The sequence below is a fragment of the Acinetobacter sp. 802_lipA genome (assembly GCF_058242885.1).
Genome location: NZ_JBZAYP010000001.1, coordinates 2,155,040 through 2,167,483 on the forward strand (window position 1 = coordinate 2,155,040; position 12,444 = coordinate 2,167,483).

The following is a 12,444-nucleotide window of genomic DNA, read 5'->3' on the forward strand; positions in this document are numbered from 1 at the left end:
CCTGATATGATAAAATATCTTCTCTATTTTAGAGCAGACAAGGTTTAAACGAAATAGCAAGGCGTCACTTTGTTTGCATTTATTTTATTAGTTTCCGCTGATTGAAAAGTGGTATCGAGGAACATATGGAAATTGTATTGGCCAATCCACGTGGTTTTTGTGCAGGTGTTGACCGTGCGATTGCCATCGTAAATCGTGCACTTGAGTGTTTTAATCCCCCCATTTATGTAAGACATGAAGTGGTACACAATAAATTTGTCGTGGACGATTTACGTCAACGGGGTGCAATTTTTGTCGATGAGCTAGATGAAGTACCCGATGACAATATTGTAATTTTTAGTGCGCATGGGGTTTCTAAAGCGGTACAGATCGAAGCCGAGCGTCGTGGTTTAAAAGTTTTTGATGCAACCTGTCCATTGGTGACCAAGGTTCATATTGAAGTTACTAAATATGCTCGTGAGGGAGTTGAGGCTATCTTAATTGGTCATGAAGGCCACCCTGAAGTTGAAGGTACCATGGGGCAATATGACCTGAAAAATGGTGGTGCGATTTATTTGGTTGAAGATGAACAAGACGTGGCTGAGCTTCAAGTGCATCATCCTGAGCGAGTGGCTTTTGTGACTCAAACAACTTTATCGATCGATGATACTGCAAAAGTGATTGATGCTTTACGGGCGAAATTTCCTGAGATTCAAGGGCCGCGTAAAGATGACATTTGTTATGCGACTCAAAATCGTCAAGATGCGGTGCGTGATTTAGCAACCCAATGTGATGTGGTGTTGGTGGTCGGTTCACCAAACTCATCGAATTCAAATCGTTTACGAGAATTGGCCGAGCGAATGGGTAAAGCGGCTTATTTGGTCGATAATGCAGATGAACTTCAACAGGCATGGTTTGAAAATATTGCTAAAGTTGGCGTCACAGCGGGTGCATCTGCACCTGAAATTTTAATTAAGCAAGTGATTCAACGATTACAAGACTGGGGTGCAACACCACCACAAGAGCTGGCCGGAACGGAAGAAAATATTACCTTTAGTTTGCCAAAAGAGTTACGTATTGCAGTAACTCAAGCCTAAAGTGTTAATTTCATTTAATAAGTTTTTATATGTAGTTGAAAATGCCCCTTCTTTAAAAAAAGGGGGCATTTAGTTATTGATAACTGATAGAGGATGGGGTGACGGATTTAACTGTGACTGGGATAGAGTTGCCAGCAACATCAGAATTTCCTAGTACAACATGGCTTTGTTGCATAAAGATTTAAAAGTTAAATTTACCCTGTTCTACTCAAATTCAAGTGACAACTTGGGTGAGAGGTCGACCTAACTCCGTAAATTTATTTAATACTGCCACACGTGCATGCATTTCATTGACTTGACTTTGAAAGTTTCTCGTACTGAGTTTATCCCCCAATAATTTGATGCAATGCATCTTGGTTTCGACCAAACTTCGCCGATGATAGCCTGACCATTTTTTCCATAGTGTCCTGCCGAAACGTTTAACTGTTCGAAGTAATTCATTTCGCTCTCGCGAATGAACTTTGTTATCTTTCCAAGGCTTTGTATTTTTTTCTGGGTGGAATCACTGCATACGCTTGCCGATCTGCAATGACCTGACGGCATTGTTTGGTGTCATAAGCCCCGTCTGTATAGACTGAATCAATCTGCTCATCCAATGGGATTTGATCAAGTAAATCTCCAAGGACTTGCGAATCACTGACATTATTTGTTGTCAGCTGTACAGCTCGTATTTGCAAGGTTCTAGCATCTATACCAATATGTAATTTACGCCATTGCCGACGATATTCAGGCTGATGTTTCTTACGTTTCCATTCACCTTCGCCTAAAAACTTAAGGCCAGTTGAGTCTATCAATAGATGTAATCCTTCATGACTTTTTTGATAGCTGATCGCAATATCAATCTGCTTTTGTCGTCTGCAAAGTGTGGAATAATCTGGTGCTGTCCAACTTAACCCACTGAGTTGAATTAGGCTTTGCACAAAGCCTGTGACCATACGCAAAGAAAGTCGAAAGATAGATTTGATCATCAAACAGCACTGAATTGCTGTATCAGAATAAGTTTGATTTCTTCCATGCTTAGCCTGTGGCTGAGCATACCATTTAGTCTGAGGATCGAACCAAGTTGAAATATTTCCTCGCTTGATTAGAGCTTGGTTATAAGAGGACCAATTCGTTGTGCGATAAATTTTAGATGCAGGATTCTTCATTTGGAAATTATATTGCTGAAGAAGCCTTTAAGAATAGCTTTGTGCAACAAAGCCCATCGCAACTATAAAACTAGAGAAGAAGCTAAAGCAGATATTACAAAATACATAGATAACGCCAATCTCAACTTTGAATAAGGCTTTCCAGTTGTAAAGGTGGATTTCCTAATCGTGTATTTAAAATTACTGCAATGGTATGTGAAAGAATCTTACGCGTAATTCTATGCGTTAAATGCCATAAATCTTTAGCTCTTACTTTTTGAATGTGAAATCGTTCAGTTAATTGACCTATAACAGTCTCAATTTTTCTACGAGCATTCATGAGCCTCGCCATAGCTTCCTTAGACCTGCTATCAGTCATGTTCTTTCTATAAGGTGTTTGTAAATCAATATCTTGGTACTTAAAATAGTGTTTTAATTCAGGTCTTAAGTATCCTTTATCACCACCAAGTAATCCCTGAATATCTTGAGTAATTTCTGGTGCAACATCACGTTCATCACAATGAGCTGGAGCAAAAGTATAGCCTGTAATCATTCCTGAAAAGTTAATAACGATATGTCCTTTGAAACCATAATATTTTTCTTGTTTAGCCGCACAATAACTAAAACCTGCAGATTCTTTGAAGTTTTTATGTTTTTTTGCTCTAGCATAACGACAAACAGGTATAGGAAAGCCATCGATAAAATGAATATTATCTAAACCGAAAACAGATTTTAGTTGTGACATAATCTGTTGATTTACATGCCATAATTTTGCACAATGTTTGCAAAAATTAGGATAGGAACCTAATTTTGGAAACCATTCAAACCAATTGTGTTTAAAGTAGAACCAGATATTTTTATCAGAATCTAAGCCAAGAAACTCTCCCACAATTTGTATAGTAAGAATTTCAATATCACTTAAAGCGGGTGGAAATCCTCTACTTCTTAAAGGTTGAATGACAATCGCTGAGTAAAATTGCTCTATGATTAAAAATACAGAAATGATAAATTCGTAAATGGACATAACTTGCTTTGCTTTTCTTAGTCGAAAATTAAATTGGGTTATGTCCTTTTTATTTCAAAGACTTAAAAAGTTGAGATTCGCGTATAGATAGAGCTATTTTATAATCAGCAGAGAATTCAGAAAGGATTAGATTTTAAGACACCAAATTAAATGGCAGAGGACTTTTACAAGTTGGCTGCCTAGAATCTCCCAAGTGGAAGTGTCCTATTATTTCAGCACACATCACAAAGGAACAGACATTAATAGCGGTTCTGCCTGTACTCCTTCAGCCACCTCCAACTGGGACGGCAGATAAAATCCAAATTCAAAATTGTGGATAAACAAATTTTGATCTTCCTTTCGCAGTAAAGATAACGTAAAATATTGCCCTCTATGAAAGGGGTTTGAAATGTTCCGGTGGTCGGGGCAGGGATAATCCGTAAAAACTATAAGGTTGTATCATGGTAGTTATTCGTCTTGCACGCGGTGGTGCTAAAAAACGTCCGTTCTATCAAGTTATTGTAACTGATAGCCGTAATGCACGTGACGGTCGTTTCATCGAACGTATTGGTTTCTTCAACCCAACAGCTCAAGGTAAAGCAGAAAAACTTCGTTTAGATGCTGATCGTTTTGCACACTGGGTTGCTCAAGGTGCTCAACCATCTGAACGTGTTGCTTCTTTAGCTGCTCAAGCTAAGAAAGCTGCAGCTACTGCATAATTTTTGCTAATTAAGTAGTAGGTAGCCCATGACACCAACACAGAATGTTCCCGAAGATCGTATTCAGATTGGACAGTTACGTTCAGCATATGGATTAAATGGGTGGCTCTGGATCTATTCCAATACAGAACCGATGAGCAACATCTTTGACTATCTGCCTTGGTACATTGAAACCAAAGCAGGTTGGCAAACAATAGATGTAAAACGTTGGAAACCGCATGGCAAAGGCTTAGTTGTTTCGCTCAAAGGCGTCATTGATCGCACTGCAGCAGATAACCTAGTTGGCGCAAATGTTTGGATTTCAAAAGCGCAACTTCCTAAAGCAGGAATGGATGAGTTTTACTGGTCAGATTTGAAAGGCTTAACAGTGTTAGGTTTGGATGATGAAGAACAAGAAGTAAATCTCGGAAAAATCCATGAAATGTTTGAGACAGGTGCCAATGATGTGATGGTGGTTCACGCAACACCAGACAGTATTGATACTGAAGAACGTATGATTCCATGGCATAAAGATGTGGTGCACCGCGTTGATCTCGAAGCTGGTCGTATCTACGTTAATTGGGGCGTAGATTACTAATTATTTTGGAAATACGGGGGTCTGCGATGTTTTTTGCAGTCATTACGCTTTTTCCTGAAATGTTTGAAGCGATTACAGCCTACGGTATTAGCGGGCGTGCAGCAAAAAGTGATTTAGTACAAGTAACTTGTATTAATCCTCGTGATTATGCTGAGGGCAACTACAAACGAGTGGATGAACGTCCATTTGGTGGTGGTCCAGGTATGGTGATGATGGCTGAGCCTCTGGCAAAAGCAATTCAACATGCCAAAGAGCTTGCCATGCAAGCAGGTGCAGTTCATGTTCCTGTGGTGTATATGTCACCGCAAGGAAAAACCTTAAATGAGCCTGCAGTACAACAATTTGTCGACTATGATGGATTGATTGTGCTGTGTGGTCGTTATGAAGGGGTCGATGAACGTTTGATCCAAAAATATGTTGATCAGGAATGGTCCATAGGGGATTACGTTTTATCGGGTGGAGAACTTCCTGCGATGGTTTTATTAGACAGTATTATTCGGAGACTTCCGGGTGCAATGTCTGATGAACAGTCTCATGTGCAAGACTCATTCGTGGATGGTCTTTTGGACTGCCCACAATATACCAAGCCAGACCATTTTGAAGGTTTGGATGTCCCTGAAGTCTTAAAGTCGGGACATCATGCCAATATTGAGAAATGGCGGTTTTTGCAGCGTTATCAACGAACACAACAACGCCGACCTGAGTTGGTGGACAATGTAGAGTTGACGAAGCAGCAAAAGAAATGGCTAACAGATTTGAATACTTAATTCAGAGTATTCTTTTAATAGGCTCTTTGTGCATTGAAGTGGTCAAGCATAAAGAGAAAGATAATCGGGTCTATGCGATTTAGCCTCTATACCCAGCGGATATCAGACCTCTTCTGACCCGCACATATTGGAGATACCCCATGAGCGGTAAGCATCCTTTAGTACAAGCTGTTGAAAATGCACAGCTTAAACAAGACATCCCAGCTTTTGCACCAGGCGATACAGTTATCGTTCAGGTTAAAGTAAAAGAGGGTGACCGTGAGCGTCTTCAGGCATTTGAAGGTGTTGTAATCGCGAAGAAAAACCGTGGCTTGAACTCTGCGTTCACAGTACGTAAAATTTCTAGCGGTGTTGGTGTTGAGCGTGTTTTCCAAACTCACTCTCCAATCGTTGCTAAAATCGAAGTGAAACGTCGTGGTGACGTTCGTCGTGCTAAACTTTACTACCTACGTGAATTGTCTGGTAAAGCTGCACGTATTCGTGAAAAGTTACCAGCTCGTAAAGTTAAAGCTTAATTTTAAGTTTTATACGAGTAAAAAATGCGCCCAATGGCGCATTTTTTATGCCTAAATTTTAGAGTCCTTGAAGCTTCAATCGGTTGGCGTGTTGTCGGTAAACATCAACAGGGTCTGGAGCAAAAATAGAACGTAATCCAAAGAACTGGTTAATCACATCTAAATGGTTCCAATTATAGTTATCGCGCACGGTCTTACCATACTTGGCACTACAACGTGAAACTAAGCCATCGTTATCATTGGGCGCTTGCATGAGTAAGCCTGTCGCCGCCAGTAATGAGTCTGGATCAAGTACGTTCGTCAACGTTGAGTTGCCAGAGAAAGAGTAAAAATAAATTCCATTTTCTTTCGCTAAACCTTCACCACAGCTTGTTTTTGGCATACCCAGTGGATATTTTTGTGCAAAAGCTTTAGCCCCAGCTTGACTTAAACTTTTACCCGCACCGAGTGCATCATGTGGAAGTGAGTTTGGGTTTTGCTGTTGTGCCCAAACAATAGCCTTGGACCCAAAGTTGATTAAGCCCACCAGTGGTTGTTCTAGCGGTGTACCTTGCGCGGAAATAATCAAATCCGCCACAGGAGAGCCTTTTAAAGGACTAGAAATGGCTGTTGCAGACGCGATTTTATTGGGCATAACATTTGAGACATAAGCAATACTATGCCCGCCGTGACTATGCCCAAGCAAATTGACTTTGGGTGCTCCTGTAATCGCTAAGATTTCACCAACTTGTTGCAGCAGTTGTTCACCACGAACTTCAGATGTGTTGAATGGAGAAACGCGTGTTGCCCATGCGTTTGCACCGTTACGGGCTAAATCTGGCAAGATTTGATACCAATATAGTCAACACGTCAAAAAACCAATACAATACTGATATGAGTTATCCAATACATTTTAGAAAAAAAATATTAGCCAAGCTTGAAGAAGGTCAATCTATCCGAGCGGTTGCTCAGCACTTCGAAATTAATAAAAATACAATTGTCGAATGGAAAAAGCGAATCGAAATAAAAAGAACTCGACCAAGAAAACCATCTAAAGTTGATGATGATGCCTTACGTGCAGATGTTGAGCAATATCCTGATGATTATCAATATGAACGCGCTGCTCGTTTTGGTTGTGCTACTTCTACAATTGGAGATGCGCTCAAGCGTCTAAATATTACAGTTAAAAAAAGACCTTACGGCACCCGAAAGCAAAAACAGAACTCAGAGAGCAGTATTTAAAAGATTTAAACCGATTAAGGTATCAACACCCGATCATCTATCTTGATGAAAGTGGATTTAAATCTCATGAACATAGACCTCATGGTTATTCAAAACAGGGAACTCCTTGTTATGGAACATATAATTGGCAATTAAAAAATCAAACCAATGCAATAGGAGCAATCCATGAGGGTAAGTTATTTGCAGTGGGTTTATTTGATAGCAAAGTAAATTCGGATGTATTTTATTTTTGGGTAGATCAGTTTTTATTACCAGAACTACCCTCGAATAGTGTAATTGTCATGGACAATGCAGCCTTCCATAAACGACCAGATATACAAGATCTATTAAGCCAACATGGGCATCAAATACTTTGGTTACCACCTTATAGTCCTGACCTTAATCCTATTGAAAAAATGTGGGCATGGGTGAAAGCAAAAAGGAAAAAATGGTTGGTTAACTCAATAGATAAGCTTTTTAGTCGTTTCTTTAACGAGTGTATGGGTAATTAAGCGGTTTGACTATAATCCACACCAAGTTCATCGGTTCCTGCTCGAATCCAGCCACCCATACCATGTGCAAAAACCAAAGGGTATTTGGTCTTTGCATAATTAGAGGCAACGTAGTTTGATTTAATTTGTGAAGCAGCTGCTTGCGTTTGTGTAACAGCAAGTGCGCAGGTCGACAGCAGTCCAGCTATCAATAATCCATATTTCATTGATCATCCTCGTTTTTTAGTTTTTATGACGACAATTTAAGTTGTCAAAAATGAGTATAAAGGTGAGGGAGGAGGAGCGTAGAGAAATCCGATTAAATTAAATACAGTTTGTAACTGGATAATTCTAGGAGGCATCCCTCCGAAACGTTAAAGATTCGAAGGGAAAAATAGAACTAGAGTCCTTGCATTTTTAAGCGATTGGCATGTTGGCGATAGACATCAACAGGGTCTGCGCTAAATAGTCCACGTAGTCCCATAACTTGGTTGACCTCATCTAAATGGTTCCAGTCATAGTTATCACGGATGACTTTACCGAAGTGTGTACTACAGCGTGCCACTAAACCATCATTGTCTAAATGTCCATAGGCCAAAGGCCCCAACAGTGAGATCGCACTATCTGCGACATCGAGAATGTTCGTGACTTGAGACGTACCAGTCCACGAATAGTAATACACGCCATTGCTGGATGTTGCACCGCTCTTGTTACAGTCCGAAGCCAGTGCTGTTGTTGGATATTTCTGATTAAAAACACTGGAACCTTGCTCACTAATTGAGGTGAGTGATGCTGTTAAATTGCTTTTTAAGGCAGGGCTACTTTGCCCATAAGCAAGCATAGGACCAATAATATAATCCACCGCTAGACTGAGTAGTTGCGTTCCACCTTGATTGGCGAGAAGTTTATCCGCGACTTTTGAACCTCTAAACGTTGCCCCCACACCTGTCAGTGAGGCCACATATTGCGGTTTAACTGCTTCTACATAGCGGATGGTTGGTCCACCATGGCTATGCCCAATCAAATTGACTTTAGGTTTATTGGTTAGGGCGATGACCTCTTCAACTTGTTGTAGTAACTGTTCACCTCGTACTTCAGTTGATTCTAAAGGGGAAATTTGTGCTGCAAAGGTGGTCGCACCATTTCGAGCCAAGTCGGGTAAAATTTGATACCAGTAATCTAGTCCAAGTTCGGCAACGCCCACTCGGCTGAACCCAAACATGCCATGAGTAAATAGCAATGGATATTTAGTTTGAGCATAATTACTTTTTACGCTTGCAGTCACCGTCTGCAATCCAGCTGTGGCTGTGGTTGCGCTGAGTCCAAGGCTGGTAACCAGACCTACGAGTGACATTGTTTGTATCATTCTTTTCGTTATAAACATTTTTTTCATCCTGAAAAAGTCAAACACGGTATAGCTTTAATCTGCGAACGGAAGTTTTCCTCCCGTGTCATGCGTGGTTTCAAAGGCTCCTAGTCGAAGTTGTTCTTGTGAATTATTAAACTGTTGATCACGTAGTTTTTGAATGGCTTGCTGCTGCGCGTCTTGACTCATGTTGCTGTTGAGAATGCTGTCGCGTTGTTCTAAGTAGGTATTGACCCGAGATTTCCAATTGTTTCGATCTTTGTCGAGTTTTTCTAAGCGTACGGTCGCTTCGGCACCGACAAGATTCTGGCGCATTTGGCGAATTTCTTCGGCAGAGCCGCCGCGCGCTTTAATATCTGAGGTCAGTTTACGCAGATCTTCGAGTTTGGAGAGTTGTTCTAGGTTTTCTTTCCAATCTTCAGGCAGTTGAGCAAACAACTCTTTCAGTTTCTGCGCTTTTTGTACTTCAGTTAAGGACTGATCTGCCATGATGCTCATGCGGTCTAAGGTATATTCATGGTAGGTATTTTCAGCGCCAAAGAGGCCTTCGATTTCATAGTCGGAAAAGAACTGGCTACGTAGGTTTTTCATCAAAGTAAAAATTTTACGATAGTACTCAGGGTCTTCTTTATTTAGGCTTGGCTCCTTCAGGCTACCCAATTGCACACGATAATCTATATAGCGAGTCCAAAGATCTAAAATCTGCTTAAGCGCAGGTTCTTGATAACCTTGCTGGATATAGGCTTTAAAATCTTGCTTGATCTGGTCAATATTTTTTTCACCATATTGGGTAATGAAATATTCAAAACAGTTACGTGTTTGTTCATTAACAACTAAGCGATTATTTTGGTCGAGCACCAGTTGGCAGTTGACTTCAGTGTCCTGTTGGCTGTTGCTGACAAAAGGCAGCCCCGATGCATGTGGCAAGTCTGACGCTGCGGGTAATAAGCCTGTCGTATTTTGAGCACTAGAGCGAATCGGCCCTTGGTTTGAGCCAACAGTTGCATTGGGTGCGAGCCAAATGAGAAAACCAAGAATGACAACGATGATCACGGCGAAAATGAGCCATAATTTCTTTTTTTGCATATCCTATGCCTAACATCCCTATTGTATTTTTTATTTGGTTCATATGAATGAACTCAGTTTATTCTGAAACAAAAGAGCAAATAAACAACAGAAAAGTTGTAAAACTAGACAAGCGGTTGATAGTATTGCGGCAGCTTTAAGACGTGTCTATGTTATGAAATCATCTGCTTCAAAAATCCAGCGCCGTGCCGTGAATGGTGTATTTTTATTGAATAAGCCATTGGGGATTAGTTCAAATGCGGCATTGCAAAAAGTACGTTGGTTATACCGTGCGCAAAAGGCGGGGCATACGGGAGCGCTTGATCCATTGGCATCGGGACTGCTGCCGATTTGTTTGGGCGAAGCGACCAAGTTTTCACACTTTTTGTTGGACTCGGTGAAGCGCTACCAAACCACCATTCAGCTGGGTCACAGTACCACCACAGGTGATGTAGAAGGTGAGCAACTGTTAAAGCAGGCTGTACCTGAGTTAACCGAAGATTTGATTGAAGCCGTTTTGGCTCAGTTTATGGGTGATATTAAGCAAGTTCCACCAATGTATTCCGCTTTGAAGAAAGATGGTCGTCCTTTATATGAGCTAGCCCGTAAAGGGATTGAAATTGAGCGTGAAGCCCGTCCGGTTACCATCTCTGCGATTGAGTTGCTTTCATTCACAGCAGACAGCGTCACCCTTGATATTACCTGCTCGAAAGGCACATATATTCGTGTTTTAGGCGAAGATATTGCGAAGGCATTGGGTACTTATGGTCATTTAACTTATTTACACCGTATTAAAACAGGTCATTTTGATCTGATTCCAAGTTATACCATTGAGTATTTGGAAAGTTTGTCTGAACAAGAGCGCGAAGCACTGTTGTTACCTGTATATGCACCTGTAGATCATTTTCCTAAAGTACAAGTTCCAGAAGGACGCAGTGAATACTTTAGTCGCGGTATGGAAAGTAATACTGAGCATACGGCCGAAGCACAGGTCTTGGTTTTCGATGGGGAAAAATGCTTAGGCTTAGCTGAAGTTACGGATAAGAAAAGATTGGTTCCAAAGCGGGTTTTAAATCTATAATCGAAATATATCACTCGGTAAAAAAGGATAAGGCGTGGACATTGACATTATTATCAGTCTGATCTTTTTTGCCTTTTGTGCAGGCGCAATTGACGCTGCCGTTGGCGGTGGTGGGCTGATCCAAATTCCCGCTTTGATGAATGCCTTTCCGTCGATGGCGCCTGCCACTTTATTTGGCACCAACAAATTAGCGGCAGTGGTGGGTACAGCCACTTCAGCCGTTTCCTTTGCCCGTAAAGTTCGCTTTGAATGGAAACTTTTGGCTGTGGTCGCAGTATGTGCCACCATCAGTTCATTTGGGGGCGCGGCTAGTGTCGCTATGATTCCAAAAGAGGTTCTCCAACCCTTTGTCTTGCTCATGTTGATTGTGATGGCGGTCTATACCCTCATGAAGAAGCAATTTGGGCAAGTGCATATGGCGCAAACTGTGACGCCTAAAATTTTGTTGTTGGCGGGTCTCGGAAGTTTAGCCATTGGCTTTTATGATGGTTTGTTTGGCCCAGGCACGGGCAGTTTCTTTATTTTCTATTTTATTCGCTATTTACGCGTTGATTTTTTGCATGCGGCGGCATTGGCTAAAATTGGCAATGTGATGACCAATCTTGCGGCGCTAAGCTTTTTCATTCCCTCGGGGCATGTGCTCTTTGCTGTAGGAGGCACGATGGCCGTCGCAAATATGATCGGGTCTATTTGTGGGGTAAAAATGGCGCTGAAATATGGCAGCGGCTTTATTCGTATTTTATTTCTTATTTTGGTAACTATTTTAATTCTCAGATTGAGCTATCAAATGTTTTTGATGTAATGGTGCGATACCTTTAAAACTTCATTACAAAAAACGCGCAGTCTGTGACCTCATTTCTCGTTTATTGCATTTAAGATCAATACAGCGCACTCAATGCTGTGCCAAGAAGCTTTTCAATAAAAAATGATGTTTTAAGTTGAACTGAACTGGAGCATAGAATGAATATATTTGAAGCCTTAAGAGAAAGTCACGTTATACAACGAAATTTGGCTGAACGACTACTCCAAACTTCAGGGGATACGCCTGAGCGCCGTGAGCTATTTGAACGCCTTAAAAATGAATTATTTGCCCATGCTGTGGCAGAAGACCGTTATTTTTATATCCCTTTAATGATGACTGATTCGGGTCTTAACATTACCCGCCATGCTTTGGCAGAACACCATAAAATGGATGAGTTATTGGAACAATTGACCGAGACGGAGTTCTCCAATCCGGGCTGGTTGGCAATTGCAAAAAAATTATCGGATACTGTACATCATCACTTACAAGAAGAGGAGCATGGTTTTTTTCAGCAAGCCGGAAAAATTTTACTCGATGCTCAAAAGACTGCGCTCGCCAAGCAGTATCAGCAGGAATACAAAAAGTACAAAAAAATTGAAAAAGACAGTTTGGTTTAAGTCCATTTTAAACAAAAGATGGCGAGTGCCATCTTTTG

At 41.0% G+C, this 12,444-nt stretch carries 13 protein-coding genes and 3 pseudogenes; 10 read left to right on the forward strand and 6 right to left on the reverse strand.

Annotated elements, in window-relative coordinates; genetic code table 11:
- The first annotated feature begins 125 nt into the window (after nt 1–125).
- The gene (gene ispH / locus AC4CU3_RS10525) at nt 126–1,076 is read left to right on the forward strand and encodes a 4-hydroxy-3-methylbut-2-enyl diphosphate reductase (RefSeq protein ID WP_004978047.1); all 951 of its coding nucleotides are present in this window, start codon (nt 126–128) and stop codon (nt 1,074–1,076) included.
- A gap of 214 nt (nt 1,077–1,290) precedes the next feature.
- On the opposite strand, the pseudogene AC4CU3_RS10530 reads toward ispH, so the two are convergent.
- Both AC4CU3_RS10530 and AC4CU3_RS10535 read right to left on the reverse strand, forming a co-directional pair.
- Nucleotides 1,291–2,224, reverse strand: a pseudogene (locus AC4CU3_RS10530) (IS5-like element ISAjo1 family transposase).
- Between the two features lie 121 nt (nt 2,225–2,345).
- Entirely contained in the window at nt 2,346–3,227 is an 882-nt protein-coding gene (locus AC4CU3_RS10535; protein ID WP_019767920.1) for an IS982 family transposase, read from the reverse strand.
- Between the two features lie 440 nt (nt 3,228–3,667).
- Between AC4CU3_RS10535 and rpsP the strand changes: the two genes are divergently transcribed.
- The 4 genes from rpsP to rplS all read left to right on the forward strand — a co-directional run bounded on the left by rpsP (nt 3,668) and on the right by rplS (nt 5,784).
- Complete coding sequence (gene rpsP / locus AC4CU3_RS10540) at nt 3,668–3,925, forward strand: 30S ribosomal protein S16 (protein ID WP_004718284.1); 258 nt, start codon at nt 3,668–3,670, stop codon at nt 3,923–3,925.
- Nucleotides 3,926–3,953: 28 nt separating this feature from the next.
- Nucleotides 3,954–4,502, forward strand: a complete 549-nt coding sequence (gene rimM, locus AC4CU3_RS10545) for a ribosome maturation factor RimM (protein WP_005401336.1) — start codon at nt 3,954–3,956, stop codon at nt 4,500–4,502.
- Nucleotides 4,503–4,528: 26 nt separating this feature from the next.
- Nucleotides 4,529–5,269, forward strand: a complete 741-nt coding sequence (gene trmD / locus AC4CU3_RS10550; protein ID WP_005401335.1) for a tRNA (guanosine(37)-N1)-methyltransferase TrmD — start codon at nt 4,529–4,531, stop codon at nt 5,267–5,269.
- A gap of 140 nt (nt 5,270–5,409) precedes the next feature.
- Entirely contained in the window at nt 5,410–5,784 is a 375-nt protein-coding gene (gene rplS / locus AC4CU3_RS10555) for a 50S ribosomal protein L19 (protein ID WP_004691454.1), read from the forward strand.
- A 58-nt stretch (nt 5,785–5,842) separates the two neighbouring features.
- Here rplS and AC4CU3_RS10560 read toward each other — a convergent pair.
- Nucleotides 5,843–6,622 (reverse strand): annotated as a pseudogene (locus AC4CU3_RS10560) (esterase/lipase family protein); the annotation flags it as partial.
- Between the two features lie 35 nt (nt 6,623–6,657).
- On the opposite strand from AC4CU3_RS10560, the gene AC4CU3_RS10565 reads away from it, so the two are divergent.
- Both AC4CU3_RS10565 and AC4CU3_RS10570 read left to right on the forward strand, forming a co-directional pair.
- Entirely contained in the window at nt 6,658–7,005 is a 348-nt protein-coding gene (locus AC4CU3_RS10565) for an IS630 transposase-related protein (protein WP_039890557.1), read from the forward strand.
- 17 nt (nt 7,006–7,022) lie between these two features.
- Nucleotides 7,023–7,496 (forward strand): annotated as a pseudogene (locus AC4CU3_RS10570) (IS630 family transposase); the annotation flags it as partial.
- Here the strand turns inward: AC4CU3_RS10570 and AC4CU3_RS10575 are convergent.
- The 3 genes from AC4CU3_RS10575 to AC4CU3_RS10585 form a co-directional block, all read right to left on the reverse strand.
- The gene (locus AC4CU3_RS10575; protein ID WP_005401332.1) at nt 7,493–7,702 is read right to left on the reverse strand and encodes a hypothetical protein; all 210 of its coding nucleotides are present in this window, start codon (nt 7,700–7,702) and stop codon (nt 7,493–7,495) included. The pseudogene AC4CU3_RS10570 and the gene AC4CU3_RS10575 overlap by 4 nt on opposite strands.
- Nucleotides 7,703–7,875: 173 nt before the next feature.
- Nucleotides 7,876–8,829 (reverse strand): esterase/lipase family protein, encoded by a 954-nt coding sequence (locus tag AC4CU3_RS10580; RefSeq protein ID WP_490738196.1) that lies wholly within the window; start codon nt 8,827–8,829, stop codon nt 7,876–7,878.
- A 66-nt stretch (nt 8,830–8,895) separates the two neighbouring features.
- On the reverse strand, nt 8,896–9,927 hold the full coding sequence (locus tag AC4CU3_RS10585; RefSeq protein WP_005401330.1) for a lipase secretion chaperone: 1,032 nt from the start codon (nt 9,925–9,927) through the stop codon (nt 8,896–8,898).
- Nucleotides 9,928–10,081: 154 nt separating this feature from the next.
- Here AC4CU3_RS10585 and truB point away from each other — a divergent pair, with 154 nt between their 5' ends.
- The 3 genes from truB to AC4CU3_RS10600 all read left to right on the forward strand — a co-directional run bounded on the left by truB (nt 10,082) and on the right by AC4CU3_RS10600 (nt 12,406).
- Nucleotides 10,082–10,987, forward strand: a complete 906-nt coding sequence (gene truB / locus AC4CU3_RS10590) for a tRNA pseudouridine(55) synthase TruB (RefSeq protein ID WP_005401329.1) — start codon at nt 10,082–10,084, stop codon at nt 10,985–10,987.
- 34 nt (nt 10,988–11,021) lie between these two features.
- Entirely contained in the window at nt 11,022–11,789 is a 768-nt protein-coding gene (locus AC4CU3_RS10595; RefSeq protein WP_005401328.1) for a sulfite exporter TauE/SafE family protein, read from the forward strand.
- Between the two features lie 158 nt (nt 11,790–11,947).
- Nucleotides 11,948–12,406 (forward strand): hemerythrin domain-containing protein, encoded by a 459-nt coding sequence (locus tag AC4CU3_RS10600; protein ID WP_176538362.1) that lies wholly within the window; start codon nt 11,948–11,950, stop codon nt 12,404–12,406.
- The last annotated feature ends 38 nt before the right edge of the window (nt 12,407–12,444 follow it).

Coding starts and splice junctions, on each gene's coding strand:
- ispH (WP_004978047.1), top strand. CDS start 126: ATGGAAATTGTATTGGCCAATCCACGTGGTTTTTGTGCAGGTGTTGAC.
- AC4CU3_RS10535 (WP_019767920.1), bottom strand. CDS start 3,227: ATGTCCATTTACGAATTTATCATTTCTGTATTTTTAATCATAGAGCAA.
- rpsP (WP_004718284.1), top strand. CDS start 3,668: ATGGTAGTTATTCGTCTTGCACGCGGTGGTGCTAAAAAACGTCCGTTC.
- rimM (WP_005401336.1), top strand. CDS start 3,954: ATGACACCAACACAGAATGTTCCCGAAGATCGTATTCAGATTGGACAG.
- trmD (WP_005401335.1), top strand. CDS start 4,529: ATGTTTTTTGCAGTCATTACGCTTTTTCCTGAAATGTTTGAAGCGATT.
- rplS (WP_004691454.1), top strand. CDS start 5,410: ATGAGCGGTAAGCATCCTTTAGTACAAGCTGTTGAAAATGCACAGCTT.
- AC4CU3_RS10565 (WP_039890557.1), top strand. CDS start 6,658: ATGAGTTATCCAATACATTTTAGAAAAAAAATATTAGCCAAGCTTGAA.
- AC4CU3_RS10575 (WP_005401332.1), bottom strand. CDS start 7,702: ATGAAATATGGATTATTGATAGCTGGACTGCTGTCGACCTGCGCACTT.
- AC4CU3_RS10580 (WP_490738196.1), bottom strand. CDS start 8,829: ATGTCACTCGTAGGTCTGGTTACCAGCCTTGGACTCAGCGCAACCACA.
- AC4CU3_RS10585 (WP_005401330.1), bottom strand. CDS start 9,927: ATGCAAAAAAAGAAATTATGGCTCATTTTCGCCGTGATCATCGTTGTC.
- truB (WP_005401329.1), top strand. CDS start 10,082: ATGAAATCATCTGCTTCAAAAATCCAGCGCCGTGCCGTGAATGGTGTA.
- AC4CU3_RS10600 (WP_176538362.1), top strand. CDS start 11,948: ATGAATATATTTGAAGCCTTAAGAGAAAGTCACGTTATACAACGAAAT.